Origin of the sequence: Pseudomonas sp. QTF5, assembly GCF_000512695.2 — a bacterium.
Lineage (GTDB): Bacteria > Pseudomonadota > Gammaproteobacteria > Pseudomonadales > Pseudomonadaceae > Aquipseudomonas.
Map to the genome: position 1 here is coordinate 78678 of NZ_AZRW02000006.1, position 26178 is coordinate 104855.

Genomic DNA, 26178 nt, shown 5'->3' on the forward strand with positions numbered 1-26178 from the left:
TGCCGGTTGCTGATCGCACACCGGGTTCCAGATTTTGCATCCGGCCTGTTGTCTTCTAGAATCGGGCAAATTTCGTATGGAACCTCCCATGGCCGGCAGTCAGATCGAACGTGTTTTCAGCGTGCTGGAAAGTCTCACCACTGACCCTCGTGGTTTGCCGATGCAAACGCTGGCAGAGCAACTGGATATCCCCAAAAGCGCGACCCATCGCTTGCTCGCCGAGCTGATCCGGCTGGGCTACGTGCGGCAGAATCCGGAGAACCTGCGTTATCACCTGTCGACCAAACTGGTGGCCATGGGTTTCCGCTACCTGTCGAGTAGCGGCGCGGATATCGTTCAACCGGTGCTTGATCGCCTGGCCGAGGAAACCGGTGAGCTGGTGCGCCTTGGGGTGATCGAAGGGGAGCGGCAAATCTGGATCGCCAAGTCCCAGGGCGCCCGTTCCGGCTTGCGTTATGACCCAGACATGGGCCGCGATGCGCCGTTGTTTTACACCGCATCGGGGCATGCGTGGCTGGCATGCATGAGCGATGCCGAGGCCTTGTCGCTGGTGGAACGCCAGGGTATTGACCGGCCCAAGGACCTCGGACCGAATGCTCCGCGCTCCAACATCGAATTGCTCGAACGCCTGCGTCTGGCCAGGGAACAGGGCTATGCCTGGGTCGAGGAAAGTTCGGCGGTAGGCACGTCGGCGATTGCCGCAGTGGTGCGGCATCCGGGTGATGGCCGGGTGATCGGCGTACTCAGCATCGCCGGACCGAGTGCGCGGATGCCGGGGGCGCGTTTGCATGAATTGGCGCCGCTGTTGTTGAAATTTACCGAGGAGTTGTCGGCGGCGAGTCTGGCGTCAGAGTTGTTCGTTTAATTCAACCGCCATAGAAAGATAGTGTGGGAGCTCGCTCCCACATTTTATAGGTGTGAACTATTCGAATCTGTGCGCTGATCGAACACTATTTGCCGTAGCTCCTGTGAGAATCTGGAACCAGGTTCTAAATTGTTTGGGTTCAGCCCCAGCAATAATCCTGTATGGGCGAGCGGTGCGGCGATCCGACTGGCCCGCGAAGCTTTTGATCACAAGTTCCCAAGGGAATACCCCATGACCCTCAGCACTCCGCTTTCCGGTGTCAATCAGCCCTTCAAAGGGATTCTGCTGATCGTCGTCGCCACCTTCCTGTTTTCCAGCCACGACGCTTTGTCGAAATACCTCTCGGGGTTCTATCCGGTGATCATGGTGGTCTGGGCCCGCTATGTGGTTCACACGTTACTGATGGCGGGGATTTTTCTGCCGCAGTCCGGGCTGCGTGTCCTACGGACCAAACGGCCATTGCTGCAACTGCTGCGGGCGTTGTGCCTGCTGGGGACCAGTTTGCTGTTCACGACTGGTTTGCTGTTCATCCCGTTGGCCGAAGCCACGGCGGTGAATTTTCTCGCACCGGTATTGGTGACGGCGCTGTCGGTACCACTGCTCGGTGAACAAGTGACGCGTGGGCAATGGCTGGCGGTGATTTGCGGATTTATCGGGGTGTTGATCATCGTCCATCCTGGCGGCGAGTTGTTCACGCCAGCGGTGTTGCTGCCGTTCTGCTCGGCGCTGTTTTTCTGCTTCTATCAGTTGCTCACCCGTAAGCTCAGCGAAATCGACAGCCCGACCACCAGCAATTTTTTCGCCGGGCTATGCAACACGTTGGTGATGAGCGCGCTGGTGCCATTCTTCTGGCAAGTCCCAAGCCTTGGTCATGGTTTTTTGATGGTGGCGCTGGGGGCGTGCGGGATGACGGCGCATCTGTTTCTGACTCAGGCCTTCCGTCACGCCGCGCCCGCGTTGTTGGCGCCGTTCGGCTATTGCCAGATCGTCTTTGCAGGTTTGCTGGGTTGGTTACTGTTTTCTCACACGCCGACCCTGACCACAGTGGTCGGGATCGCGGTGATTTGTTGCAGCGGGTTGGCGGCAGCGTGGCAACAACGAAGGGTAGGAGAGGGCAGGCCTGGAATCAGGCCTGCCGAAGGAAGGGATTTCAGTCGGTGACGGTAGGAATCTTGCGCGGTGCCATGAAGTACATCCAGGTCAGCGCGATGAAGTACATCGCCGGAATCATGGTGAACAGCACGGTGTAGTTGTTGTTGGTGACCGTCAGAATGTGGCCGACCAACTGGGTCATGAACATCCCGCCGATCGCCGCGCACATTCCGCCGAAGCCGAACACCGTACTCATCATGTGCTTGGGCGTGTAGTCCATCACCAGGCTCCAGATGTTCGCGGTCCAGGCCTGGTGAGCACCGATGGCCAGGGAGATGGCAAACACCGCGAGCCACAGGCTGCTCGAACCAGCGGCCATGACCACGCCGATGATGCAGCAGGCGAACAGGAACATGGACATCAGTCGCGCCCTGATCGGGTTGACTCCGCGACCGATCAGGAACGAAGACAGGATCCCGCCGCCGACACTGCCGAAGTCGGCCGTCAGGTAGATGATGATCAGCGGGATACCCATCTGGGTCACGTTGATCCCCAGGTTGTATTGCTGATTGAGGAACGGCGGCAGCCAGTACAGGTAGAACCAGAACACCGGCGCGGTGATCGAGTAGGCCAGGGCGAAGGCCCAGGTGCCACGCATGCGCAGGATTCGCGAAAACGGCACGCGGGATTGTTCCGGCTCGACTTCCTTCTGGATGTAGTCCAGTTCCGATTGTTTGACGCTTGGGTGATCTTCCGGGTTGAAGTACTTCAGACCCCAGAACAGCAACCAGATGCCGCCCAGTGCCGCCATGCACAGGAACGCGGCTTGCCAGCCCCAGGCGTGAAGAATCAGCGGCAGCAACATAGGCGTGAACATCGCGCCGACGTTGGTCCCGGCGTTGAAGATGCCGGTGGCTACGGCGCGCTCGCCGGCAGGGAACCACAAGCGGGTGGTTTTCACGCAGGCCGGATAATTCGCCGCTTCAGTCAAACCGAGAATGAACCGGCAGACCATGAAGCCCACCGCCGAAGTGGCCAGGCCGTGAGCGCCGGTGGCCAGGCTCCAGAGCAGCACCGCGCAGAAGAACACGCGTTTGACGCCGACCCGGTCGATCAACCGGCCCTGCAGCACGAAGCCGATGGCGTAGCCGACCTGAAACCAGAAGTTGATGTTGGCGTAGTCCATCGCCGTCCAGCTCATTTCCTTGGCCAGGATCGGCTGCATGACGCCCAGGGCGGCGCGGTCGATGTAGTTCAGGGTGGTGGCGAAAAACACCAGCGCCAGCATCCCCCAACGGGTTTTTCCGACGGCCATGGCGCCGCGGATTTTGTCGCCGATACCGCCAGTGGCGACGCCCATGGCGGGAGCTACGCGAGAGCTTTGAGAAGGAATCATGTGTATGTGCCATCCGTTCAATGACTGACAAGCGAGGCTTGTCGGGACTTCAAGGGCGCGTGATCAATCCACGGCGCCAGGCGCGGGTGTGATTGATCGGCTGAGGTGTTTTCGTCGGGCTGACGACAACGCGTTATTCAGCGAGCGGCACGGTTCGGGCGAGAGGGCGCAAGGTTCGGATGGATGCCAGGTACGGCGTGAGGGCGGTGGAGCAAGCAAACAAGGCGTTGAATGAGCGCATGAGCGTGTACCCGTTTTTTGAAATTTTTATGTGGTGTTCAGGGTCTTTGGTAACCGAGTCCATGGGGTTGTGACCGGACTCAATGTGGTGTCGATGTTGCGCAGTGGACGAAAAATCGTCAATTCGCCAACTGCCATTGTGTTCGATAATCGCCCGCAAAACTAACCGGGTAGTACACTTTGAATTGCTGTGTGGATTCGTCAAGCCAATAATTTGCCCAACAAGAATGTCCCCACCACCGGGAGTCGACACATGCAGCGTTCCATTGCCACCGTTTCCTTGAGCGGCACCCTGCCGGAAAAACTCGAAGCCATCGCCGCCGCCGGTTTTGACGGGGTGGAGATTTTCGAGAATGACCTTCTCTACTACGACGGCAGCCCGCGGGAAATCAAACAGATGTGCGCCGATCTCGGGATCGCCATCACGCTGTTTCAACCCTTTCGGGATTTCGAAGGTTGCCGCCGCGATCGTCTGCCACGCAATCTGGAGCGGGCCGAGCGCAAGTTCGATTTGATGCAGGAGCTGGGCACCGACCTGGTGCTGGTGTGCAGCAACGCCTCGGCCGATTCCATCAGTGATGAGCAGATTCTGGTCGACGACTTGCGTCTGCTGGCCGAACGGGCCGGTAGTCGTGGCCTGCGGATCGGCTATGAAGCGCTGGCCTGGGGCCGGCATGTGAACACCTGGCAACAGGTATGGAACATCGTTCGCCAGGCTGATCATCCGAGCCTCGGCGTGTTGCTGGACAGTTTTCATACGCTGTCGCTCAAGGGCGACCCGAGCGCCATCGCCGAGATTCCCGGCGACAAGATCTTCTTCGTGCAAATGGCCGACGCGCCGATCCTGGCCATGGATGTGCTGGAGTGGAGCCGACACTTTCGCTGTTTCCCGGGCCAGGGCGAATTCGATCTGCCGGGTTTTCTCGCGCCAATCATCAAGAGTGGCTACACCGGGCCGCTGTCGCTGGAGATCTTCAACGACGGCTTCCGCGCCGCACCGCCAAGGGCCAACGCCGCCGACGGTTTACGTTCGTTGCTGTATCTGGAAGAGAAAACCCGCGAGCGTCTGGAACAGGAAGCCACGCCCGCAACCAATCGCGACATTCTGTTCGACACCCCCAGCGCCAGCGAATACAACGGCATCGAGTTTCTTGAATTCGCGGTGGATGAAAGCCTTGGCGCCAAGCTGGCCCATTGGCTTGAGCGGCTGGGTTTCGTCAAGGCCGGGCAGCACCGTTCCAAGAGTGTCAGCCTGTTGCGTCAGGGCGATATCAACCTGATCCTCAACTCCGAGCCTTATTCGTTCGCTCACAGTTTTTTCGAAGCCCACGGTCCGTCGCTGTGCGCCACCGCCGTGCGAGTCAAGGACAGCGCCAGTGCGCTGGCGCGTGCCGTGGCTTACAAAGGCCAGCCGTATCGAGGGCTCGTAGGCCCCAACGAGCTTGAACTGGCAGCGGTGCGTGCGCCGGACGGCAGCCTGATTTACCTGGTGGACAAGGACGCCGACGTCTACGGCACCGACTTCAATCTGCAACCGACGGCCGTTGTCAGCGGTGGCCTCAAGCGCATCGACCACATGGCGATGGCGCTGCCGGCCGACAGCCTCGACAGTTGGGTGCTGTTCTATAAAAGCCTGCTGGATTTCGAAGCCGACGATGAAGTGGTTCTACCCGACCCGTATGGCTTGGTGAAGAGCCGTGCATTGCGCAGCCGTTGCAGTTCGATCCGCCTGCCGCTGAACATTTCCGAGAACCGCAATACCGCCATCTCACACGCACTGTCGAGTTATCGCGGTTCCGGCGTGCATCACATCGCTTTCGATTGCGACGACATCTTTGCCGAAGTCAGCCGCGCGAAGGAGGCGGGCGTGCCGCTGCTGGATATCCCGCTCAACTACTACGATGACCTCGCCGCGCGGTTCGATTTCGACGATGAGTTCCTCAGTGAGCTGGCCTATTTCAACGTGCTCTACGACCGCGATGCTCAGGGCGGCGAGCTGTTTCATGTGTACACCGAGCCGTTCGAAGGACGGTTCTTCTTTGAAATCATCCAGCGCAAAAATGGCTATGCGGGTTACGGCGCAGCCAACGTGGCAGTGCGACTGGCGGCCATGGCTAAATCGCGAAGTGGTGGCGTACGTCAGGCAAAGTTGTAGGAAAATCGTAAACACGGGTACAAAACTGCTGCCTCGCGACTTCCTTCACTGTGCGCGGCAGCCCATAATCGCCAGCTTGTGCAGTGATGGCCGTGAGCCCGCAATGACAATAATTTCAGAACTCTCCGTAGTGCCCGAAAAGCCAATTGCCGAGCCTCGCAAGAGTCGTAAGAACAACCCGGAAAAGACCCGCGAGAACATCCTTCAAGAGGCCATTGTCGAGTTCGTTCAGCAGGGGCTTTCCGGTGCGCGCGTCGATGCAATCGCCGAGCGCATTCACACCTCAAAACGCATGATCTATTACTACTTCGGCAGTAAGGAACAGCTCTACGTCGAGGTGCTGGAGAAACTCTACGGAGATATCCGCAGCACCGAAAACCGTTTGCACCTGGCAGAACTGGCGCCGGTGGAAGCGATTCGGCGCTTGGTGGAGTTCACTTTCGATCACCATGATCGCAACGTCGATTTTGTGCGTATCGTCAGCATCGAGAACATTCACAACGCCGAGTATGTGAAGCGTTCCGATGCGATCAAGGCGATGAACAACACCATCCTCGATTCACTGGGCGAGATCTTGCGTCGCGGGGGCGCAGAGGGTGTATTCCGCAGCGGTCTCGATCCGCTGGATGTGCATCTGCTGATCAGCTCGTTTTGCTTCTATCGCGTGTCGAACCGTCATACCTTCAGTGAGATCTTTCAGATCGACTTGCCGGACGAAAGCATCAAGCAGCGTCATAGGGAGATGATTTGCGAGTCGGTTTTGCGGTATTTGCAGGCCTGACCCGTGGCGAGGGGGCTTGTCGGAACGCCGCACCGCCCCGTTGGGCTGCGAAGCAGCCCTCAGATCTTTTAAACCTCAACCATTCATGCTCTGAAAATGCGCCAGCATCCGCTGAGCATCCGGCACCACGCCGCTGAACAGTTCAAACGCCTTCACCGCCTGAAACACCGCCATGTTGCCGCCATCCAGAGTCCGGCAACCCAACGCGCGAGCGTTGCGCAGCAGTTCGGTTTCCAGCGGGAAGTAAACAATCTCCGCGACCCACAACTGCGCCCGAAGCAGCTCTACCGGTACTGGCATGCCCGGCAGCTTTTTCATGCCCATCGGCGTGGTATTCACCAGCCCGTCTGCCTGGCCCAACGTGCCTGGCAAATCATGCCCGGCCACGGCTCGACCGAAACCAAAATGCTGATTGAGATTATTCGCCAACGACTGAGCGCGACTTTGGTCCACATCGAAAATGCTCAGCAGCTGTACGCCTTCGCTCAATAGCGCGTGGGCCACTGCCGCGCCTGCGCCACCGGCGCCCATTTGCACCACACGATCACGGGCAACGTCCTTCAGGCCACGGCGAAAGCCTTCGGCAAAACCCAGGCAATCGGTGTTGTGGCCGATGCGCTTACCGTCCTTCAGCACCACCGTATTCACCGCGCCAATACCGCGGGCTTCCGGCGACAATTCGTCAAGTAACGGGATGATCGTCTGCTTGCACGGGAAGGTGATATTCAGCCCGGTGAAATTCATCCGTTCGGCGGCCATCAGCAGGTCGGGCAGGGCGCCGCTGTCGAGTTTCAATTGATCCAGATCGATCAACCGATACAGGTAACGCAAACCCTGCGCATCGCCTTCATGCTCGTGCAGCGCGGGGGTGCGGGAAGCCTGAATGCCGGCACCGATCAGCCCGGCCAATACCACGGTGTTCTGTGTCATGACGCTTAACCTTCCAAACGTTGGCTGAAATGCTCCAGCGCCAAACGATAGCCGTGGCTGCCGAAACCGCACATGACCGCGGTGGCGATGGACGAAACAAAGGAGTGATGCCGGAAGGGTTCGCGGGCATGGACGTTGGACAGGTGTACTTCGATCACCGGCAGTTCGCTGGCGACCAAGGCATCGCGAATGGCGACCGAGGTGTGAGTCCACGCGGCCGGGTTGATGACGATCCCGGCGCAGCGGCCACGGGCGGCGTGAATCCAGTCGAGCAGTTCGCCTTCATGGTTGGTCTGACGAAATTCCACTGTCAGGCCGAATTCTTCGGCAGCACGACCGCACAACGCTGAAATGTCCGCCAGGGTTTCGTGACCATAAGTCGCCGGTTCACGGGTGCCCAGCAGGTTCAGGTTCGGGCCGTTGAGCACCAGAACGATAGGGGACATCGGGTCTCTCCACATATTATTTTTGGCATTGGCCGAGGTTTTCAGCCTGTGGGGAGAAATTGTACTAACTGGTTAATAAGGTCAATTGAAGAGGACGTCAGGCCTGGATTATTTGTGCGGTGATCGGACAGATACAAAGGATCGCAGCCTTCGGCAGCTCCAACAGGGGCGATCTTTTCAGCGCGGCAGATGCTCAACCAGAAAATCGATAAACGCTCTTAGCCGCAACGGCACATGGCGGCTTTGCGGGTACAGCAGAGTGAAGGGGCGGGAGCGTCCGCCATAGGGCTTGAGCACTTCCACCAGCGAACCGTCCGACAGTTCCTTTTCGACGATGAAGCGATAGGTTTGAAAGATTCCTGCGCCGCTTTTTGCCAGCGTCACGCCGCCCAATACATCATCGGAACAGCAGTAATTACCCTCGGCCAAAATCTCCAGCGGCACGCCGTTGTCGTTGAACAACCAGGCAATCCGCCGGCCGCTGCTGGGCAGTTCGTACTGAATGCATTCGTGCTGAGCCAAGTCATCCAGGGTCTGCGGAGTGCCGGCGCGCTTCAGGTAATCAGGGCTGGCAATCATCACCAGCGCGGCATCCTCCAACGGCCGGGCAATCAGCCCGGAGTCGGGAATGGCCCGCACACGGATTGCCATGTCATAGCCTTCACCGACGAAATCGATGTTGCGATTGCTGATGTGCACCTCGACTTTCACGGCGGGAAAGCGCGCCCGAAACGCAGGCAACAAGGGCAGGATGCGATGGTGGGCATAGGTCGTGGGAATACTGATGCGCAAGGTGCCGGAAGGTTCTTGCTGCTGCCCCATCACCTCGCGCTGGGCCTCGACCAGTTGTGCGAGAGCCTCGCGACACTCCTCGAAATAACGCCGGCCACTGTCAGTCAGCTTGACGCTACGGGTGGTACGCGCAAACAGCCGCACACCCAAACGTTCTTCCATGCGCGACACCGAGCGGCTGACAGCGGCCGGGGTCACCCCCGCCACCTGAGCCGCGGCGGTAAAGCTGCTGGCTTCGGCGGCCAGGCAAAACAGTTCGATGCTGCCTAATTGAAGATCGTCGAAATGTCGTTGCATGATTGATTACACCGGGAATCAAATGAAATGCCAGTGGCTGTATTTATCAAATCAGGGCGCACAAATACAGGGCGTTTCAATCGCCCACAAAAAAGCCGTCCTGTGGACGGCTGATTTGTATATGGAGGCTGCGATCAACGACGGGTCAACAACACCCCGGATTCCATGTGATGGGTCCACGGAAACTGGTCGAACATCGCGCATTGGGTAATGCGGTGGGTGTCGTGCAGTTGGGCGATGTTGGCCGCGAGGGTTTCCGGGTTGCAGGAAATGTAGAGGATGTTGTCGAAGCGTCGGGTCAGTTCGCAAGTGTCCGGGTCCATGCCGGCGCGCGGCGGGTCGACGAACACGCTACCGAATTCGTAGCTCTTGAGGTCGATACCGTGCAGGCGGCGGAACGGGCGAACTTCGTTCAGGGCTTCGGTCAGCTCTTCGGCAGACAAACGCACCAGCGTGACGTTATCCACCGCGTTTTCGCTCAGGTTGCTGAGCGCTGCATTGACCGAGGTCTTGCTGATTTCGGTGGCCAGCACTTTGCGCACGCGGGTCGCGAGTGGCAGGGTGAAGTTGCCGTTGCCGCAATACAGCTCCAGCAAATCGTCGGAACGATCGCCGAGGGCGTCATACGCCCAGTTAAGCATCTTCTGATTCACCGTGCCGTTGGGTTGGGTGAACGCGCCTTCCGGCTGGCGATAGCTGAAAGTGCGGCCGCCAACTTCGAGTTTCTCGACCACGTAATCGTGACCGATCACTTCGCGTTTGCCCTTCGAGCGACCGATGATGCTGACGTTCAGGTCGGCTGCCAGTTTCGACGCCGCTGCGTGCCAGTGCTCGTCCAGCGGGCGGTGATAGCACAGGGTGATCATCGCATCGCCGGCCAGGGTGGTGAGGAACTCCACCTGAAACAGCTTGTGGCTCAGGGCCGAACTCGCTTGCCACGCTGCCTTCAGCTGCGGCATCAACTGGTTGATGCGCAGGCTGGCGATCGGGAACTCTTCGATCAGAATTGGCGTGCGTTTGTCTTCCTGGGAAAACATCGCGTAATGGCGCTCGCCGGCTTCACGCCACAGGCGGAATTCGGCACGCAGGCGGAAGTTTTTCAGCGGTGAATCGAACACTGCGGGTTCGGGAGCACCGAACGGGGCCAGCAGGTCGCGCAGGCGCGTGACCTTTTCTTCGAGCTGAACGGTGTAAGCCTGGGAATCAAAAGTCATGCGTTGAACCAACCCAACTTGATCACGAACAGAATCGACAGAATCACCAGCGCCGAATTCAACTCACGGCCGCGACCGGACAACAACTTGATGGCAGTCCAGGAGATGAAACCGAAGGCGATGCCGTTGGCGATGGAATAAGTGAATGGCATGGCCAGGGCGGTGACCACGACCGGTGCGGCGACGGTGATGTCGTCCCAGTCTATTTCGGCCAGGCCGGATGTCATCAGTACGGCGACGAACAGCAAAGCAGGCGCGGTGGCAAAGGCTGGAACACTGGCCGCCAATGGCGAGAAGAACAGCGCCAGCAGGAACAGAATCGCGACCACGATGGCGGTCAGGCCAGTGCGGCCACCGGCACTCACGCCGGCTGCGGATTCGATGTAGCTGGTGGTGGTCGAAGTGCCCAGCAAGGAGCCGGCCATGGCCGCGGTGCTGTCGGCGATCAGGGCGCGGCCCATTTTCGGCATGTGGCCGTCCTTGCCCATCAGGCCAGCTCGCTTGGCGACGCCGATCAGGGTGCCAGAGTTGTCGAACAGGTCGACGAACAGGAAGGCAAAGATCACGCTGACCAAACCGATGTCCAGTGCGCCTTTGATGTCGAGTTGCAGGAAGGTCGGGGCCAGGGATGGCGGCATCGACATCACGCCACCGAACGGGGTGAAGCCCATCACGATCGAAACGATGGTCACCGCCAGAATACCGATCAGGACTGCACCGCGTACTTTCAGGGCTTCGAGAGCAACGATAAGGGCGAAACCGAGGGTCGCGAGAATCGGCGCCGGTTGCTTCAGATCGCCAAGGCCGACCATGGTCGCCGGGTTGCTGACGACGATGCCGGCGTTGTGCAGGGCGATCAGCGCCAGGAACAGGCCGATACCGGCGGCAATCGCCGAACGTAGCGCCAGCGGGATGCTGTTGATGATCCATTCGCGGATGCGGAAGATCGACAGCAGGAAAAACATCACCGCCGAGATGAACACCGCACCCAGCGCCACTTGCCAGGTGTGGCCCATGTGCAGGACCACGGTGTAGGTGAAGAAGGCGTTCAGGCCCATGCCCGGCGCGAGGGCAATCGGGTAGTTGGCGATCAGGCCCATGGTCGCCGAGCCGATGGCGGCTGCCAGACAGGTGGCGACAAACACCGCACCCTTGTCCATGCCGGTCTCGCCGAGAATGCTCGGGTTGACGAACAGAATGTAGGCCATGGCCAAAAAGGTCGTGACGCCCGCCAGAATCTCGGTCCGCACGTTGGTATTGTGTGCCTTGAGTTGAAACAGCCTTTCCAGCATGTCTGCTCCCCGTGGCGCGCCCGGCGCCGTGAATGTATCGACCTCAACAGCAAAGCACAGACCGCTGCAGGCGCCTGGGGATTTTCTATGGGTCGGAAAAAGCCGCGCATCATACCAGCAGCGTGGGGCTATGGCTGCTTATGGCTGCGATCGTCGTCGATGTTTTGCACAAAAGGGAACTGCGCCATACTGCGCGCTGTTTTTTTGGGGGAGGGAGGGGGTAGATATGTATTGCATTAATAAGCGTGTGATAGCGGCATTTGGGTTGCTGCTCACCTGTTTCATCGGAGCGCAAACAGCCATTGCGGCCACGGCGCCACCGTTGAGCCAGGTGAAGGTGCTCAAGGTCGAATCGCCATCCTGTGGATTTGAAGATATTGCAGCCGCTCAGGACTGGACGCGCTGCAACCACAGTGGCCCGAACATCAAGGTTTACGTGCTGGAGGTCGGCTACGGTCGCGAGCCTCATGTTGCGCTGGACGGATTCAAAGTGGACGGCACCCGAACCCCTGTCTGTGCTTTTGATACCGGCAACTTGACTGAGTGTTCCGCCGGGAAAAAAACCGTCGGCTATCTGTACATCTTCAGCCTGGCGGGCAAGCAGGGCGGCAGCTTCACCTTCCGCAATACCTCGATCAACGCGCCCGGGAACACGATGTCGACGCAGCTTTACATCAAGTAACGGCTGGCCTCGAACAAGGGTCAGGAAAGCTGACTACGCTTTAAAGATTATTCTGTGGACCGCGCCCATGACCTTTAGAGCCCTGATTACCCTCGCCGAGGGCATCGACGATCTGCAAACCGTGACCCTGATCGATGTGCTGCGCCGCGCCAAGGTTGAAGTGGTGGTGGCCAGCATCGAGGCACGGCGCATGCTCACTTGCGCTCGCGGCACCCGCTTGACTGCCGATGCGATGTTGGTGGATTTGCTGGCCCAGCCGTTCGACCTGATCGTGCTGCCCGGCGGTGCCGTGGGGGCGCAACATTTGGCGGCTCACCAACCCCTGCAACAATTGATCAAGGACCAGTCCGCAGCCGGGCGCCTGTTCGCCGGTATTGCCGAATCTCCGGCACTCTCGCTGCAAACCTTTGGCGTTTTGCGTCAGCGGCGCATGACTTGCTTGCCTACGGTCAGCAATCAACTGTCAGGTTGTAACTTCATCGATCAACCGGTGGTGGTCGATGGCAACTGCATCACTGCTCAGGGTTCAGGCGCCGCGTTGGAGTTTGCGCTGACGCTGGTGGAGCAACTCTGCGGCAAAGCCATGCGGTCGACGGTGGCGAGGGAGTTGGTAGTTTAAAGAGTGCCCTGAACAACTGAGTCAAGCCCTGACCTCTTCCACCGGCACATGCATGCGGTCGCGGTTGGCCAGGGTCGGGAACAGCTTGATCCAGGCCCCGGTCACCATCAGCGTGCCGATGCCGCCCATGACCACTGCTGGCACAGTGCCGAACCAGTGGGCCGTCAGGCCGGACTCGAACTCGCCGAGCTGATTCGAAGCGCCGATGAACAAGCCATTCACAGCGCTGACCCGGCCGCGCATTTCGTCGGGGGTTTCCAATTGTACGAATGAGGCGCGGATCACCATGCTGATCATGTCTGCCGCGCCCAATACCACCAGTACTGCGAGGGAAAACCAGAACGAAGTCGACAGGCCGAAAGCGATGGTCGCCACGCCGAATACACCCACGGCCGTGAACATGACCCGCCCGACGTTGCGCTCCACGGCAAATCGCGCCAGAAACAGCGACATCAGCAGCGCCCCGACCGCAGGGGCCGAACGCAGCAGGCCCAGACCCCACGGGCCGGTCAGCAGAATATCTTTGGCGAACACCGGCAGCAGTGCGGTCGCGCCACCCAGCAGGACGGCAAACAGATCCAGGGAAATCGCCCCGAGAATGTCCGGGCGACTGCGAATGAAGCGGATGCCCGCCAGCAGCGAATCCAGGGTGGCCTTGCCCTTGTTCAACGGTGTCTGCCGGGCCGGCAGGTTGAGCATCAGCGCACAAGCGATGAGGTAAAGGATCACCGTCGGGCCGTACACCCAAACGCTGCCGAAGGCGTAGAGCAAACCGCCCAGTGCCGGGGCGACGATGGTCGCGGATTGTTGTGCAGATTGCGCCGCAGCAACCGCGCGGGGAAATAACGCGCTGGGCACGATGCTCGGCAGCAATGCCTGAGTCGTCGGCATTTCGAAGGAGCGGGCGGCGCCGAGCAGGAACGCGAGGATGAAGATCATCTCCCGGGTGACATGGTCGGTCGCGCTACCGATGGCTAGCGACAGGGCAATCAGCGCCTGCAGGAACTGACAAATCGCCGCGACCTTGCGCCGGTCATAGCGATCTGCGACGTGCCCGGTGTGCAGCATGAACAACACTCGAGGGGCAAATTCCACCAGCCCCACCAGGCCCAGATCGAGCACATTGCCGGTCAGTTGATACAGATTCCAGCCGATAGCCACCGTGAGCATCTGAAAACCGCTGGCGGTAAACACCCGAGCCAGCCAGAACGCGATAAACGGGCGGTGATGACGTAACAGCAGGGGCGCTTGGCTGGGCATCTGAAGGCAGGTCTGGGTGGAGGGGAAGGGTCGAGATTATCACCAACCTGTAACCAGAAGTTGCAGGGCTAGGAAATTTAGTTAGCTAGACACCGATCTGCGCAGCCCCTTATATCCCCTGTGGCGAGGGAGCTTGCTCCCGCTGGGCTGCGAAGCAGTCCCGAACCTGCTACCCCATCCCCACAGGCATATCGCATCACCCGGTTTTACGACTGCTGCGCAGCCGAGCGGGAGCAAGCTCCCTCGCCACGGGAATGTATTGCAGCTCAAGACAAAACCCATGAGGCAACCTGTCACGCGGCAAAAGACCACACCGTCCATCGGTAAAAATGCGACTACTCTTTCAACGTTGCTTGATCCAGATCAAGACCCTTCGTGGAAATGATCCGGCGGCCAGATGGCCAGATTCCCTACGTTGTGATGATGGTAAAAAAAGAACGAATCCGAATTCGCCATATCCGTGGGGGCAGTGGGTGCAGGCCGCAAGCCTTCAGCCAGTATTACCTGACAGAGGAAGACTTATGTTCGGTTTGGAGGCACTCGATCTCGCCCGGATTCAGTTCGCATTCACCATTTCGTTTCACATCCTGTTTCCGGCCATCACCATTGGCCTGGCGAGTTACCTGGCGGTGCTCGAAGGCCTGTGGCTGAAGACGCACAACGACACTTACCGCGATCTGTACCATTTCTGGTCGAAGATTTTTGCCGTCAACTTCGGCATGGGCGTGGTTTCCGGCTTGGTCATGGCCTATCAGTTCGGCACCAACTGGAGTCGTTTCTCGGACTTCGCAGGTTCCGTGACCGGGCCGTTGTTGACCTATGAAGTGCTCACTGCCTTCTTCCTCGAGGCCGGTTTCCTCGGCGTCATGCTGTTCGGCTGGAACAAGGTCGGACGCAAGCTGCACTTTTTCTCGACGGTCATGGTGGCCATCGGCACCCTTATTTCGACCTTCTGGATTCTGGCCTCCAACAGTTGGATGCAGACCCCGCAAGGCTACGAAATCGTCAACGGCCAAGTCATTCCGGTGGACTGGCTGGCGATTATTTTCAATCCGTCGTTCCCCTACCGGCTGTTGCACATGTCCACGGCGGCGTTCGTTGCGACGGCCTTCTTCGTCGGTTCGTCGGCGGCTTGGCACTTGCTGCGCGGCAAGGACAACCCGGCGATTCGCACCATGCTCTCGATGGCGATGTGGATGGCGCTGATCGTTGCCCCTATCCAGGCGGTTATCGGTGACTTCCACGGCGTCAACACGCTCAAGCATCAACCGGCGAAAATCGCTGCGATCGAAGGTCACTGGGAAAACGTCGGCAATGAACCGACCCCGCTGATCCTGTTCGGCTGGCCGGACATGAAAGCCGAGAAAACCAGATTTGCCGTCGAGATTCCGTACCTGGGCAGCCTGATCCTGACCCACAGCCTGGACAAGCAAGTACCGGCACTCAAGGAATTCGCGCCTGAAGACCGGCCGAATTCGACCATCGTCTTCTGGTCGTTCCGGATCATGGTCGGCCTGGGCGTGCTGATGATCTTCACTGGTTTGTGGAGCCTGTGGCTGCGCAAACGCGACAGGCTGTATACCTCACGTCCATTCCTGTACCTGGCGTTGTGGATGGGCCCGTCCGGCCTGGTCGCGATTCTCGCCGGCTGGTTCACCACTGAAATCGGCCGTCAGCCGTGGGTGGTCTACGGCTTGATGCGCACGGCAGACGCGTCCTCCGGGCACAGCTTCGTGCAGATGAGCATCACCTTGATCATGTTCGTTGTGGTCTATTTCGCGCTGTTCGGTGCCGGTCTTGGTTACATGATGCGTCTGGTGCGCAAAGGGCCGAAGATCGACGAAGGCAAGGAAACCAACGAAGGCGGCCCTGGCCAGCAACGCACACCGGCCCGTCCACTGTCTGCAGCCGACGACGACAACGGTGAAGGCGAACACAGCCACAGCCTGAACAAGGAGATTTGAATCATGGGTATTGATCTTCCGCTGATCTGGGCCGTGATCATCATCTTCGGCATCATGATGTACGTGGTCATGGACGGCTTTGACCTGGGAATCGGGATTCTCTTCCCGTTCATCAAGGGCAAGAGCGATCGTGACGTCATGATGAACACCGTCGCCCCGGTCTGGGACGGCAACGAAACCTGGCTGGTATTGGGCGGCGCGGCATTGTTCGGCGCCTTCCCGCTGGCCTATTCGGTGGTGCTCTCGGCGCTGTACCTGCCGCTGATTTTTATGCTGATCGGGCTGATTTTTCGCGGTGTGGCCTTTGAGTTTCGCTTCAAGGCCAAGGACGACAAGCGTCATCTCTGGGACAAGGCATTCATCGGTGGCTCGATCGCCGCAACCTTCTTCCAGGGCGTGGCGTTGGGTGCGTTCATCGATGGGCTACCGGTAGTCAATCGTCAGTTTGCCGGCGGTTCACTCGACTGGCTGACACCGTTCACGATGTTCTGTGGCGCGGCGCTGGTGGTGGCTTATGCGCTGCTCGGTTGCACCTGGCTGATCATGAAGACCGAAGGCAAGCTGCAGGAGCAGATGCATGACCTGGCGCGGCCATTGGCCTTCGTGTTACTGGCGGTGATTGGCGTTGTCAGTATCTGGACACCGTTGGCCCACGCTGAGATCGCTGCACGCTGGTTCACCCTGCCGAATCTGTTCTGGTTCTTGCCGGTACCGATTCTGGTGCTGGTGACCCTGTACGGTCTGATTCGCGCGGTGGCCCGAAATGCGCATTACACGCCATTCCTGCTGACCCTGGTACTGATCTTCCTCGGCTACAGCGGTCTGGGTATCAGCCTGTGGCCGAACATTGTGCCGCCGTCGATCTCGATCTGGGACGCCGCCGCGCCGCCGCAAAGCCAGGGCTTCATGCTGGTGGGTACGCTGTTCATCATCCCGTTCATCCTGGGTTACACCTTCTGGAGCTACTACGTATTCCGCGGCAAGGTCACCCACGAAGATGGTTACCACTAGCTACGATTACGGCGCAGGATTGATACCTGCGCCGTTGCAGAGGAGAAAGCGATGATGGCGGGCAAACCTGATTTGCAGGAAATCGAAGCCGCAGAGAAAAAGCCGCTCTGGCAGCGATTAGGCTGGCTGGCGATGATCTGGACCGGCAGCGTCGTGGCCCTGTTCATCGTAGCTACGGTGATGCGCATGTTCATGAATGCCGCAGGTCTGAGCACTCACTGAAATTCCCATCCCGTTGCCTTGCGGCACGGATTTATAACCCTCCTTTCATGGAGGGTTTTTTTTGGGGGGGTTATTTGCGTGCTTTGAGAATGACGAACTTGGGGGTGGCCGCTACTTGCTCGACACCGCGGAACAACCGCGCCAGCTTGCTGTGATAACCCAGGTGACGGTTGCCGACGATGTACAGCGCGCCGCCCACCACCAACGATTCACGCGCTTGCTGGAACATCCGCCAGGCCAGGAAATCGCCGACCACTTGCTGTTGGTGAAACGGCGGATTGCACAACACCACGTCCAGGGATTGAGGTTCCTGCTCTGCCAAACCATCGCCGGCCCGCACGCTCACGTCACGATCACCCAGCGCAGTGCGCCAGTTTTCAGCGGCCGATTGCACGGCCATGAACGACTCATCCACCAAAGTGTAGTGGGCCTCAGGGTTTTGCAGGGCACTGGCGATCGCCAGCACGCCATTACCACACCCCAGATCGGCGACTCGTGCTGCGCCGAGGTTCTTCGGCAAGTGCGGCAAAAAGGCCCGCGTACCGATGTCCAGCCCTTCGCGGCAGAACACATTGGCGTGATTGAGCAGTTCGATCGCAGGGGCGTCGAGTCGATAGCGGGTCGGGTAAGGGGAAACAGCGGGGGTTTTGTCTTCGGATGTGGCGATCAGCAGCCGAGCCTTCTTCACGGCAAGCGAGGCTTGCACCGGGCCGATGTAACGCTCCAGCAGATCGCCCGCAGCGCGTGGCAAATGTTTCACCATCGCTGCCGCAATCACTTGAGCGCCAGGAGCCAGTTGCCCTTGTAGCCGGATCAGTTGCTCTTCCAGCAAGGCCAGGGTTTTCGGTACCCGGATCAATACCCGGTCAAACGGCCCGACGAACGCTTCGCTGGCAGGCACCTTCGGCACTGCATCAAACGCCTGGCCGTTGCGTATCAAGTTTTTTTCCAGCCCCTGAAAAGCCAGAAACGAATCGCCGCTGCTGGTCACCCGAACCTTGGTCACAAGGCTGGCGGCCAAAGCACCGAAGCTGTCGTTGAGCACCAGCACTCGGGTATCGGCTGCCGGTTGTTGCTCGGCCAGATGATTGAGCAGGTATTCGTCGGCGGCATCAAATGCTTGCAACGGTTCATTCTGCTGTTCTGGCTGGCGGATCAGATCGAGTTGAGCGAAGGGGGTTTCGAGCAGAGGCATGAGGCGGGAGGCTCTGGGTAGTCAACGGAGGATAATCAACGAGTGGCCCGGCGCTCAGGTGCGTTGTAGCGGGCGGAACCATCCGAGCAAACTGCGTCGTGGCATTTCACACGGCATCACTCAGGACGGATCGCAGATGGTACGTTTTTTTGGCCTGGATTACTTGCAGGGATTACCTGATTCGAACGGTTTCAGATAACGCTCATTCTCGCTGCTCTGATCACCGCGGCAATCTTGTTGTTGACGCCGAGCTTGCGAATGGCGCCCCGGATATGGAACTGCACCGTGCTTTCACTCAGGCTAAGGATGATCGCAATCTCGCCTGCCGTCTTGCCATCGGCCGAATATTTCAGCACCTCGACTTCTCGGGATGACAGATGCACGCTGTTCGGCTTGGGCGAAGCCTCCGGCAGGCCTTTCGCGACAAGCCCGTGCAGATGGTGGCCAATGAACATTGCGTAGCCCAGATTTTTATACAGATCATTCGTAGTAATCGGGCAGTGACTTCTGGCCAGGCTCAACATGCTGCAAAGCCCGTTCTGGTCATGAACGGATTGGGACCAGCCATAGTGCAAACCCTGCCTTTTTTGTGCTTGCCGCAGCGTTGGTGTCTTTGAGAAAACCTCTTCCTGCCAAAGAATCGGCCATTCGGAATGATTGCAGTGGGCTAGTATTGGGTCGATTTCACTGAACTGCTCTTGTTCATATTTCGTGTTCCATTCGGCAGGGTAATTATTCAGATTAATCTTTTGGCGGTATGTTCCTCGTGCTTGGGATGTGATTGAAAATGCACAGAAATTAAAGCCAAGGTTTTTAACGAAATTGAGTGACATTTCGTACGCGGTCTCTATTTTCTGAGTGTAAGAAAGCTGCATTAACTGTGACTCCTTCCACACTTTCATTGGACAACTCCAGGAGAACTTTTTTGATGGGTGCTTATTTGGATCCAGGGTCCGGCACGACCCCGAGTGTAGGATAATTCTTACGTGGGTGCTGGATTTTTTCGTTCTTGAAAAAAATCGAAACTGCCTAAATGGTTCTTAGTGCTTTTATTACTTAAAGTCAGACTAAATGCGTGTTGTAATTTTTTTGTATTTTTTTACTGTTTAGTTACGCGCCTGAAAGACATTACAAATCACCGGTGTTTATCCCCCTTGCTTTGCGGGACACTGGCGTCATCTGTTGAAGGGAGCGACTCATGACTGCCAGTGCAGAAAAGTTCACTCGCCAGACGCTGCTTGACGTCCAGCCGCTGACTCCAAACTTGTTCACTCTGCGAACCACCAGGGATCCGGGTTTTCGTTTTCGCGCGGGGCAATTCGCCCGACTGGGCGTGGCCAAGGCCGACGGCAGCACGGTTTGGCGGGCTTATTCGATGGTCTCTTCACCCTATGACGAGTTCCTTGAATTCTTCTCCATTGTCGTACCGGGAGGGGAGTTCACCAGTGAACTGAGTCGGCTGGCAGTCGGCGATACGCTGCTGGTCGACCGGCAGGCCTTTGGTTATCTGACGCTGGATCGCTTCGTCGATGGGCGCGATCTCTGGTTGTTATCCACAGGCACGGGCCTGGCACCGTTTCTGTCGATCCTGCAGGATTTCGAGGTTTGGGAAAAATTCGAGCGCATCATCCTGGTCTACAGCGTGCGTGAAGCGCGGGAGCTGGCGTATCAGGAGCTGATTGCAGGGCTGGCCCAGCGCGACTATCTGGCCGAATATGCGCACAAGCTGCAGTTCATCGCCACCGTCACCCGCGAGCAGCATCCGGGTGTCTTGAATGGGCGGATCACCAGGCTCATAGAAACTGGCGAGCTGGAACGGACTGCCGGTGTAGCGCTGACGGCCGAGCATTCGCGGGTGATGCTCTGCGGTAATCCACAGATGATCGAAGACACGCGCAAGTTACTGAAACAACGGGAAATGCACTTGAGCCTCAGTCGACGCCCCGGCCAAGTGGCGGTGGAAAACTACTGGTAAACAAACGGCGCCCGAAGGCGCCGTTTGTGCGCGGCAATCAGTCATCAGGGCGATTGTTCTGGGCCTTGAGCAGATCGCGGATCTCGCTCAGCAGCTCTTCTTCCTTGGTCGGAACCGGCGGCAGGGTTGGCGCAACGGCCTCTTCGCGTTTCAGGCGGTTGATGGCCTTGACGGCAATGAAGATCGCGAAAGCGATGATGACGAAGTCGATCAGGCTCTGGATGAACTTGCCGTACGCCAGCATCACCGCCGGGACCTCCCCATTGCCAGCCTTGAGCGTAACGGCCAGGTCACTGAAGTCCACTCCACCGATCAGCAGGCCAATCGGCGGCATCACCACATCGCCAACAAACGACGAAACGATTTTGCCGAAGGCAGCGCCGATGATGATACCCACGGCCATGTCGACCACATTACCTTTGACCGCGAAGGCCTTGAACTCACTTATCACGCCCATGGGTTATTTCCTTGTTACAGATTAGGTTGGTGAGCGCAGTGTAAATCAGCTTAAGGGCTGCTGCTTGAAGACCAGAGGAAACTTCCATGACAAATCCCCTAGGCCCTGGGGCTTTTCCCCTCCGTCGTACCTTCGGCATTCTGACCGCCAGCCTCCTGTCCTTCTGCGTCAACGCGGCGACGCTGACCCGCGACAATGGTGCCGCCGTCGGCGACAACCAGAACTCGCACACCGTTGGCGCGACCGATCCGGTGCTGTTGCAAGACGTACAACTGATCCAGAAGCTGCAGCGTTTTGACCGCCAAAGGCGATGTGCACTATGTGAAGTTTTACTGGAAAAGTTTACAGGGGATAAAAAACCTCGACCCTAAAGAAGTTATCAAGGTTCAAGGTCAAGATTACTGTCATATGACCAACGACTGGGTGGCTGAATAATAAGGAGGCGTTTGCGAAGTGGGACTTGTACGTCCAGGTTCTAAGTTCGCAAGACTTGTACAAGTTTGATTTCGATCCATTGGGCGCCATCAAGATCTGGCCCGGTATTGTTGAACGAAAAGTTGGACGTAGGGTGTTGAACCGTAATCCGGCGAATGTATTCCAGGAAACCGAACAAGTGGCCATGCTCCGGCCAATTTAGTTCCGGGTATCGAACCTTCGGAAGATCGCTTGTTGCAACGGCGAGTGTTCTCGTATCAAAGGTGATCTGGCTCGGGTCAAGGCGCTGGCGGCCAAACTGGTCGACTGACCCATCTGCCTGAAACGGGACCTCATGCGAAGTTCCGTCTGGACATGACGCCGAAGATCCGCCGGGGCAACAGTGCCGCGCTGATCTGCGTCAGCTGAGCTATCATCGCGGTTTTTGCCGGGAGTTCAGATGGCCAAGGCCAAGCGCATGTACGGCTGCACGGAGTGCGGCTCAACCTTCCCCAAGTGGGCCGGCCAGTGCGGCGAATGCGGGGCCTGGAACACGCTGACCGAAACCATGGTGGAGAGTGGCGGCGCCGCAGCCCCCAGCGGTCGCACCGGTTGGACCGGCCAGCAGGCGCAGATCAAGACCCTGGCCGAAGTCAGCGTTGAAGAGATTCCACGTTTCTCCACGGCATCCAGCGAGCTGGATCGCGTTCTGGGCGGCGGCCTGGTGGATGGCTCGGTGGTGTTGATCGGTGGTGATCCCGGCATCGGCAAGTCGACCATTTTGTTGCAAACCTTGTGCAACCTCGCCAAGAGCATGTCGGCGCTGTACGTCACCGGCGAAGAGTCTCAGCAACAAGTGGCCATGCGTGCCCGGCGCCTGGGTTTACCTCAGGATCAATTGCGGGTAATGACCGAAACCTGCATCGAAACCATCATCGCCACCGCCCGGCAGGAAAAGCCCAAGGTGATGGTGATCGACTCGATCCAGACGATTTTCACCGAGCAACTGCAATCGGCTCCGGGGGGCGTTTCCCAGGTGCGCGAAAGTGCGGCGTTGCTGGTGCGTTACGCCAAACAAAGCGGCACGGCGATTTTCCTCGTGGGCCATGTCACCAAAGAGGGTGCGCTGGCCGGTCCCCGAGTGCTGGAGCACATGGTCGATACTGTTCTGTATTTCGAAGGCGAATCCGATGGGCGTCTGCGTCTGCTGCGGGCGGTGAAAAACCGTTTCGGCGCGGTGAATGAATTGGGCGTGTTCGGTATGACCGACAAGGGCCTGAAAGAAGTCTCCAACCCCTCGGCGATTTTTCTGACCCGCGCCCAGGAAGAAGTCCCGGGCAGTGTGGTCATGGCCACGTGGGAAGGCACCCGGCCGATGCTGGTGGAAGTCCAGGCGTTGGTGGATGACAGTCATCTGGCCAATCCGCGGCGGGTAACGCTCGGACTGGATCAAAATCGCTTGGCCATGTTGTTGGCGGTTTTGCATCGCCACGGCGGCATTCCGACCCACGACCAGGATGTGTTCCTCAACGTGGTTGGCGGAGTGAAGGTACTGGAAACAGCATCTGACCTGGCGCTGATGGCGGCGGTCATGTCCAGTTTGCGCAACCGGCCGCTGCCCCATGATCTGCTGGTGTTCGGCGAAGTCGGCTTGTCAGGTGAAGTGCGCCCGGTGCCGAGTGGCCAGGAACGCTTGAAAGAGGCGGCCAAACACGGCTTCAAGCGCGCTATCGTGCCCAAGGGCAACGCGCCGAAAGAGGCGCCGCCGGGGTTGCAGATTATTGCTGTGACGCGCCTGGAGCAGGCGCTCGACGCATTGTTTGAATAGCTGGTAAACCGGACACGAACCCTGTGGGAGCGGGCTTGCTCGCGAAGAGGCCATCACAGCCAACATCAATGTTGGCTGTTCCACCGCCTTCGCGAGCAAGCCCGCTCCCACATTGGATCAGTGTCGGGCCGTCATATTTCGATCAGTGCGCCCAATTCGCGCTCCAGTTCCTCGGGATCTCCCAGATTGAACTCGATCAATCGCCGCAGGCGCTCAATCGATTCCAGGCTGATGTGTTTGCAGACAAACCCGAGTTGACCATGGTCGTCGTGGGTCAACATCACATCCATCTTGATCTCGACGTCTTCGTTAAGATGAATATCAACCAGGAAATGCCAGTCTGGATTACCCAGCCACGGCTCGGGCTTCTCGATAAGCAGCCCCTTGAGTGACAAGTCGATCAACTTTACCGGCCAGATGAATTCCCCCTGGCTCAGCTCGGTTCGGGCATCGAACGCAATACGTTTGAAGCGGCGGCGATCAGCAGGTTGGTCACTCATGGCGCGATCCTCTGAATGTCCGCTGACTATAGACCCGCATTGTTGAAGCCTGCCAGCCAAGACGGGTCCTGGATCAATGTCGGGGTATGGCCTTTGCCGTCAGTAGCGCTAAACTCCGGATGGCTTTCTTTCTTGTCCACTCTGGCTGGAATCATAAAATGAAAAATAATAATAATGGCCTGCTACGCCACTTACCCTGGCTGCTGCTGGCAATCCTGGGAGCGTGCGCCCTGGGCGTAGTGGCATTGCGCCGAGGCGAGGCCATCAATGCCTTGTGGATTGTGGTCGCCGCGGTGGCCATTTATCTGGTCGCGTACCGCTACTACAGCCTGTTCATCGCTAACAACGTGATGCAACTCGATCCGCGTCGGGCTACACCTGCCGTGCTCAACAATGACGGTCTGGACTATGTGCCGACCAACAAACACATCCTTTTCGGTCACCACTTCGCAGCCATCGCTGGCGCAGGGCCGCTGGTCGGCCCGGTATTGGCGGCGCAGATGGGCTACCTGCCCGGTACGCTGTGGCTGATTGCCGGGGTGGTGCTGGCCGGTGCGGTTCAGGACTTCATGGTCCTGTTCATGTCCACCCGCCGCAACGGTCGTTCCCTGGGCGACATGGTCCGTGAGGAAATGGGCCGCATCCCCGGGACCATCGCGCTGTTTGGCTGCTTCCTGATCATGATCATCATCCTCGCGGTGCTGGCGCTGATCGTGGTCAAGGCCCTGGCCGAAAGCCCGTGGGGGATTTTCACGGTGATGGCGACCATCCCGATCGCGATGTTCATGGGCATTTACATGCGCTACATCCGCCCGGGTCGCATTGGTGAAATCTCGGTAATCGGCGTGGCGTTGCTGCTGGGTTCGATCTGGCTGGGCGGGCAGATTGCCGCTGATCCGGTGTGGGCCAAGGCGTTCAGCTTCACCGGGATCCAGATCACCTGGATGCTGATCGGTTACGGTTTCGTCGCCGCAGTCCTGCCGGTGTGGCTGATCCTCGCCCCTCGCGATTACCTGTCAACGTTTCTGAAGATCGGCACCATCGTTGCGCTGGCGATCGGCATCCTGATCACCATGCCCGAGCTGAAAATGCCGGCATTGACCCAGTTCATCGATGGCACCGGGCCGGTGTGGAAAGGTGGGTTGTTCCCGTTCCTGTTCATCACCATCGCCTGTGGTGCGGTGTCGGGTTTCCATGCGCTGATTTCCTCCGGCACCACACCGAAGTTGCTGGATAACGAGGTTAACGCCCGTTACATCGGTTACGGCGGCATGCTGATGGAGTCCTTCGTGGCAATCATGGCCATGGTTGCCGCTTCGGTGATCGAGCCGGGTGTGTACTTCGCCATGAACAGCCCGCCAGCGGTCGTCGGCGGTGACGTGGTGGCTGTGGCACAAGCTGTCAGCGGCTGGGGTTTCGCGATTACCCCGGAAGCGCTGCAAGCGGTGGCCAAGGACATCGGAGAAACCACCATCCTGGCCCGCGCCGGCGGTGCACCGACCCTGGCGGTCGGTATTGCGCAAATCCTGCACAGTGTGTTGCCGGGTGAAAACACCATGGCGTTCTGGTACCACTTCGCGATCCTGTTCGAAGCGCTGTTCATCCTGACCGCGGTCGACGCCGGCACCCGTGCGGGGCGTTTCATGTTGCAGGATTTGCTCGGCTCCTTCGTGCCGGCGCTGAAGCGCACCGAGTCCTGGACCGCCAACCTGATCGCAACGGCCGGTTGCGTGGCGATGTGGGGTTACCTGCTGTACCAAGGTGTGATCGACCCACTGGGTGGCATCAACACCTTGTGGCCATTGTTCGGTATCTCCAACCAGATGCTGGCCGGAATCGCGCTGATGCTGGCGACCGTCGTGCTGATCAAAATGAAGCGCCAACGCTACGTCTGGGTGACCATGCTGCCAGCGGTGTGGCTGCTGATCTGCACCACCACCGCAGGCTTCATCAAACTGTTCGACGCCAACCCGGCCATCGGCTTCCTGGCGCTGGCGAAGAAATACAGCGATGCGTTGGCCAACGGGCAGATTCTGGCCCCGGCCAAGAGCATCGAGCAGATGCAGCATGTGATCTATAACGCCTACACCAACGCAACGCTGACCGCGCTGTTCCTGTTTGTGGTGTTCAGCATCCTGTTCTATGCGCTCAAGGTTGGCATTGCCGCTTGGGGTACCAAAGAACGTACGGATAAAGAATCGCCGTTCCAGGCTCAGCCGGATGCGTAATCGAGGATTGCACCATGTTCAATGACCTGAGTCGCCTCGGTAAATACCTCGGTCAGGCCGCGCGCCTGATGGTCGGCATGCCCGACTACGACAACTACGTCGAGCATATGCAAACCAAACACCCGGACAAACCGGTGATGAGCTACGAGATGTTCTTTCGCGAACGTCAGGAAGCCCGTTACGGTGGCAAGGGTGGACCGAAGTGCTGTTGACCCGACAGCCAGGTTGATGCAAACCCTGTGGGAGCGGGCTTGCTCGCGAAAACGGTATGTCATTCAACATTAATGTCGACTGACACGACCTCTTCGCGAGCAAGCCCGCTC

Annotated in this window: 24 protein-coding genes and 1 pseudogene; 14 read left to right on the top strand and 11 right to left on the bottom strand. The window is 58.6% G+C overall.

The genetic code is table 11. From position 1 onward, the window contains the following. Positions 1–88 precede the first annotated feature (88 nt). On the top strand, positions 89–865 hold the full coding sequence (locus IC37_RS06890) for an IclR family transcriptional regulator (protein WP_030129497.1): 777 nt from the start codon (positions 89–91) through the stop codon (positions 863–865). 231 nt (positions 866–1096) lie between these two features. Next, positions 1097–2026: a DMT family transporter gene (locus IC37_RS06895; RefSeq protein ID WP_051414815.1), complete on the top strand. Its 930-nt coding sequence runs from the start codon at positions 1097–1099 to the stop codon at positions 2024–2026. On the opposite strand, the gene IC37_RS06900 is transcribed toward IC37_RS06895, so the two are convergent. Further along, complete coding sequence (locus IC37_RS06900; RefSeq protein ID WP_030129495.1) at positions 2016–3353, bottom strand: MFS transporter; 1338 nt, start codon at positions 3351–3353, stop codon at positions 2016–2018. The two genes, IC37_RS06895 and IC37_RS06900, sit on opposite strands and share 11 nt — an antisense overlap. Positions 3354–3846: 493 nt before the next feature. Here IC37_RS06900 and quiC point away from each other — a divergent pair, with 493 nt between their 5' ends. Both quiC and IC37_RS06910 read left to right on the top strand, forming a co-directional pair. Continuing rightward, positions 3847–5748: a 3-dehydroshikimate dehydratase QuiC gene (gene quiC, locus IC37_RS06905; RefSeq protein ID WP_030129494.1), complete on the top strand. Its 1902-nt coding sequence runs from the start codon at positions 3847–3849 to the stop codon at positions 5746–5748. A 103-nt stretch (positions 5749–5851) separates the two neighbouring features. Next, on the top strand, positions 5852–6529 hold the full coding sequence (locus IC37_RS06910) for a TetR family transcriptional regulator (protein ID WP_030129493.1): 678 nt from the start codon (positions 5852–5854) through the stop codon (positions 6527–6529). A gap of 75 nt (positions 6530–6604) precedes the next feature. Here the strand turns inward: IC37_RS06910 and IC37_RS06915 are convergent, their stop codons facing one another. The 5 genes from IC37_RS06915 to IC37_RS06935 form a co-directional block, all read right to left on the bottom strand. Then, on the bottom strand, positions 6605–7459 hold the full coding sequence (locus IC37_RS06915; RefSeq protein WP_030129492.1) for a shikimate dehydrogenase: 855 nt from the start codon (positions 7457–7459) through the stop codon (positions 6605–6607). Positions 7460–7464: 5 nt separating this feature from the next. Continuing rightward, complete coding sequence (aroQ, locus tag IC37_RS06920; protein ID WP_030129491.1) at positions 7465–7905, bottom strand: type II 3-dehydroquinate dehydratase; 441 nt, start codon at positions 7903–7905, stop codon at positions 7465–7467. Between the two features lie 177 nt (positions 7906–8082). Continuing rightward, positions 8083–8994, bottom strand: a complete 912-nt coding sequence (locus IC37_RS06925; protein WP_030129490.1) for a LysR family transcriptional regulator — start codon at positions 8992–8994, stop codon at positions 8083–8085. A gap of 134 nt (positions 8995–9128) precedes the next feature. After that, positions 9129–10208 carry a tRNA (uridine(54)-C5)-methyltransferase TrmA gene (trmA, locus tag IC37_RS06930; RefSeq protein WP_030129489.1) on the bottom strand — a complete coding sequence of 360 codons (1080 nt, stop codon included), beginning with the start codon at positions 10206–10208 and terminating at the stop codon, positions 9129–9131. Beyond that, entirely contained in the window at positions 10205–11500 is a 1296-nt protein-coding gene (locus IC37_RS06935) for an NCS2 family permease (protein WP_030129488.1), read from the bottom strand. The genes trmA and IC37_RS06935 overlap by 4 nt, the downstream gene beginning before the upstream one ends. Positions 11501–11726: 226 nt before the next feature. On the opposite strand from IC37_RS06935, the gene IC37_RS06940 reads away from it, so the two are divergent. Further along, a complete protein-coding gene (locus IC37_RS06940; RefSeq protein ID WP_030129487.1) occupies positions 11727–12182 on the top strand; it encodes a DUF4879 domain-containing protein in 456 nt (151 codons plus the stop codon). Positions 12183–12249: 67 nt separating this feature from the next. Beyond that, positions 12250–12801, top strand: coding sequence for a DJ-1 family glyoxalase III (locus tag IC37_RS06945; RefSeq protein ID WP_030129486.1), 552 nt, complete (start codon positions 12250–12252; stop codon positions 12799–12801). A 21-nt stretch (positions 12802–12822) separates the two neighbouring features. On the opposite strand, the gene IC37_RS06950 is transcribed toward IC37_RS06945, so the two are convergent. Beyond that, positions 12823–14061, bottom strand: coding sequence for an MFS transporter (locus IC37_RS06950; protein WP_030129485.1), 1239 nt, complete (start codon positions 14059–14061; stop codon positions 12823–12825). Positions 14062–14582: 521 nt separating this feature from the next. On the opposite strand from IC37_RS06950, the gene IC37_RS06960 reads away from it, so the two are divergent. Genes IC37_RS06960 through IC37_RS06970 form a run of 3 tightly spaced genes read left to right on the top strand, consistent with a single transcriptional unit; the run spans position 14583 to position 17258 of the window. Then, positions 14583–16025 carry a cytochrome ubiquinol oxidase subunit I gene (locus tag IC37_RS06960; protein ID WP_030129484.1) on the top strand — a complete coding sequence of 481 codons (1443 nt, stop codon included), beginning with the start codon at positions 14583–14585 and terminating at the stop codon, positions 16023–16025. A gap of 3 nt (positions 16026–16028) precedes the next feature. Next, positions 16029–17036: a cytochrome d ubiquinol oxidase subunit II gene (gene cydB, locus IC37_RS06965; protein ID WP_030129483.1), complete on the top strand. Its 1008-nt coding sequence runs from the start codon at positions 16029–16031 to the stop codon at positions 17034–17036. A gap of 54 nt (positions 17037–17090) precedes the next feature. Continuing rightward, complete coding sequence (locus IC37_RS06970; RefSeq protein WP_177409384.1) at positions 17091–17258, top strand: DUF2474 domain-containing protein; 168 nt, start codon at positions 17091–17093, stop codon at positions 17256–17258. 70 nt (positions 17259–17328) lie between these two features. Here IC37_RS06970 and IC37_RS06975 read toward each other — a convergent pair whose 3' ends face one another. Then, entirely contained in the window at positions 17329–18453 is a 1125-nt protein-coding gene (locus IC37_RS06975) for a methyltransferase (protein WP_030129482.1), read from the bottom strand. A gap of 191 nt (positions 18454–18644) precedes the next feature. After that, the gene (locus IC37_RS06980; RefSeq protein ID WP_030129481.1) at positions 18645–19355 is read right to left on the bottom strand and encodes an autoinducer binding domain-containing protein; all 711 of its coding nucleotides are present in this window, start codon (positions 19353–19355) and stop codon (positions 18645–18647) included. A gap of 296 nt (positions 19356–19651) precedes the next feature. Here IC37_RS06980 and IC37_RS06985 point away from each other — a divergent pair, with 296 nt between their 5' ends. Beyond that, the gene (locus IC37_RS06985) at positions 19652–20428 is read left to right on the top strand and encodes a ferredoxin--NADP reductase (RefSeq protein WP_030129480.1); all 777 of its coding nucleotides are present in this window, start codon (positions 19652–19654) and stop codon (positions 20426–20428) included. 37 nt (positions 20429–20465) lie between these two features. On the opposite strand, the gene mscL is transcribed toward IC37_RS06985, so the two are convergent. Further along, the gene (gene mscL / locus IC37_RS06990) at positions 20466–20885 is read right to left on the bottom strand and encodes a large-conductance mechanosensitive channel protein MscL (protein ID WP_030129479.1); all 420 of its coding nucleotides are present in this window, start codon (positions 20883–20885) and stop codon (positions 20466–20468) included. A gap of 86 nt (positions 20886–20971) precedes the next feature. Between mscL and IC37_RS30065 the strand changes: the two are divergent. Together IC37_RS30065 and radA are read left to right on the top strand one after the other, a co-directional pair. After that, positions 20972–21578, top strand: a pseudogene (locus IC37_RS30065) (catalase); the annotation flags it as partial. 181 nt (positions 21579–21759) lie between these two features. Then, positions 21760–23127 carry a DNA repair protein RadA gene (radA, locus tag IC37_RS07000; protein WP_030129477.1) on the top strand — a complete coding sequence of 456 codons (1368 nt, stop codon included), beginning with the start codon at positions 21760–21762 and terminating at the stop codon, positions 23125–23127. Positions 23128–23258: 131 nt separating this feature from the next. Here the strand turns inward: radA and IC37_RS07005 are convergent, their stop codons facing one another. Continuing rightward, positions 23259–23627, bottom strand: coding sequence for a PilZ domain-containing protein (locus tag IC37_RS07005; protein ID WP_030129476.1), 369 nt, complete (start codon positions 23625–23627; stop codon positions 23259–23261). 158 nt (positions 23628–23785) lie between these two features. Between IC37_RS07005 and IC37_RS07010 the strand changes: the two genes are divergently transcribed. Next, positions 23786–25855 carry a carbon starvation CstA family protein gene (locus tag IC37_RS07010; protein ID WP_030129475.1) on the top strand — a complete coding sequence of 690 codons (2070 nt, stop codon included), beginning with the start codon at positions 23786–23788 and terminating at the stop codon, positions 25853–25855. A 14-nt stretch (positions 25856–25869) separates the two neighbouring features. Next, positions 25870–26067 carry a YbdD/YjiX family protein gene (locus IC37_RS07015; protein ID WP_007895266.1) on the top strand — a complete coding sequence of 66 codons (198 nt, stop codon included), beginning with the start codon at positions 25870–25872 and terminating at the stop codon, positions 26065–26067. The last annotated feature ends 111 nt before the right edge of the window (positions 26068–26178 follow it).

Bases quoted from the DNA above. Each gene is read 5' to 3' on its own strand.
- IC37_RS06950 (WP_030129485.1), bottom strand. From the start codon at position 14,061: ATGCCCAGCCAAGCGCCCCTGCTGTTACGTCATCACCGCCCGTTTATC.
- IC37_RS07005 (WP_030129476.1), bottom strand. From the start codon at position 23,627: ATGAGTGACCAACCTGCTGATCGCCGCCGCTTCAAACGTATTGCGTTC.
- IC37_RS06975 (WP_030129482.1), bottom strand. From the start codon at position 18,453: ATGCCTCTGCTCGAAACCCCCTTCGCTCAACTCGATCTGATCCGCCAG.
- mscL (WP_030129479.1), bottom strand. From the start codon at position 20,885: ATGGGCGTGATAAGTGAGTTCAAGGCCTTCGCGGTCAAAGGTAATGTG.
- cydB (WP_030129483.1), top strand. From the start codon at position 16,029: ATGGGTATTGATCTTCCGCTGATCTGGGCCGTGATCATCATCTTCGGC.
- aroQ (WP_030129491.1), bottom strand. From the start codon at position 7,905: ATGTCCCCTATCGTTCTGGTGCTCAACGGCCCGAACCTGAACCTGCTG.
- IC37_RS06895 (WP_051414815.1), top strand. From the start codon at position 1,097: ATGACCCTCAGCACTCCGCTTTCCGGTGTCAATCAGCCCTTCAAAGGG.
- IC37_RS06960 (WP_030129484.1), top strand. From the start codon at position 14,583: ATGTTCGGTTTGGAGGCACTCGATCTCGCCCGGATTCAGTTCGCATTC.
- IC37_RS07010 (WP_030129475.1), top strand. From the start codon at position 23,786: ATGAAAAATAATAATAATGGCCTGCTACGCCACTTACCCTGGCTGCTG.
- IC37_RS06900 (WP_030129495.1), bottom strand. From the start codon at position 3,353: ATGATTCCTTCTCAAAGCTCTCGCGTAGCTCCCGCCATGGGCGTCGCC.
- trmA (WP_030129489.1), bottom strand. From the start codon at position 10,208: ATGACTTTTGATTCCCAGGCTTACACCGTTCAGCTCGAAGAAAAGGTC.
- quiC (WP_030129494.1), top strand. From the start codon at position 3,847: ATGCAGCGTTCCATTGCCACCGTTTCCTTGAGCGGCACCCTGCCGGAA.
- radA (WP_030129477.1), top strand. From the start codon at position 21,760: ATGGCCAAGGCCAAGCGCATGTACGGCTGCACGGAGTGCGGCTCAACC.
- IC37_RS07015 (WP_007895266.1), top strand. From the start codon at position 25,870: ATGTTCAATGACCTGAGTCGCCTCGGTAAATACCTCGGTCAGGCCGCG.
- IC37_RS06890 (WP_030129497.1), top strand. From the start codon at position 89: ATGGCCGGCAGTCAGATCGAACGTGTTTTCAGCGTGCTGGAAAGTCTC.
- IC37_RS06940 (WP_030129487.1), top strand. From the start codon at position 11,727: ATGTATTGCATTAATAAGCGTGTGATAGCGGCATTTGGGTTGCTGCTC.
- IC37_RS06985 (WP_030129480.1), top strand. From the start codon at position 19,652: ATGACTGCCAGTGCAGAAAAGTTCACTCGCCAGACGCTGCTTGACGTC.
- IC37_RS06915 (WP_030129492.1), bottom strand. From the start codon at position 7,459: ATGACACAGAACACCGTGGTATTGGCCGGGCTGATCGGTGCCGGCATT.
- IC37_RS06925 (WP_030129490.1), bottom strand. From the start codon at position 8,994: ATGCAACGACATTTCGACGATCTTCAATTAGGCAGCATCGAACTGTTT.
- IC37_RS06945 (WP_030129486.1), top strand. From the start codon at position 12,250: ATGACCTTTAGAGCCCTGATTACCCTCGCCGAGGGCATCGACGATCTG.
- IC37_RS06935 (WP_030129488.1), bottom strand. From the start codon at position 11,500: ATGCTGGAAAGGCTGTTTCAACTCAAGGCACACAATACCAACGTGCGG.
- IC37_RS06980 (WP_030129481.1), bottom strand. From the start codon at position 19,355: ATGAAAGTGTGGAAGGAGTCACAGTTAATGCAGCTTTCTTACACTCAG.
- IC37_RS06970 (WP_177409384.1), top strand. From the start codon at position 17,091: ATGGCGGGCAAACCTGATTTGCAGGAAATCGAAGCCGCAGAGAAAAAG.
- IC37_RS06910 (WP_030129493.1), top strand. From the start codon at position 5,852: ATGACAATAATTTCAGAACTCTCCGTAGTGCCCGAAAAGCCAATTGCC.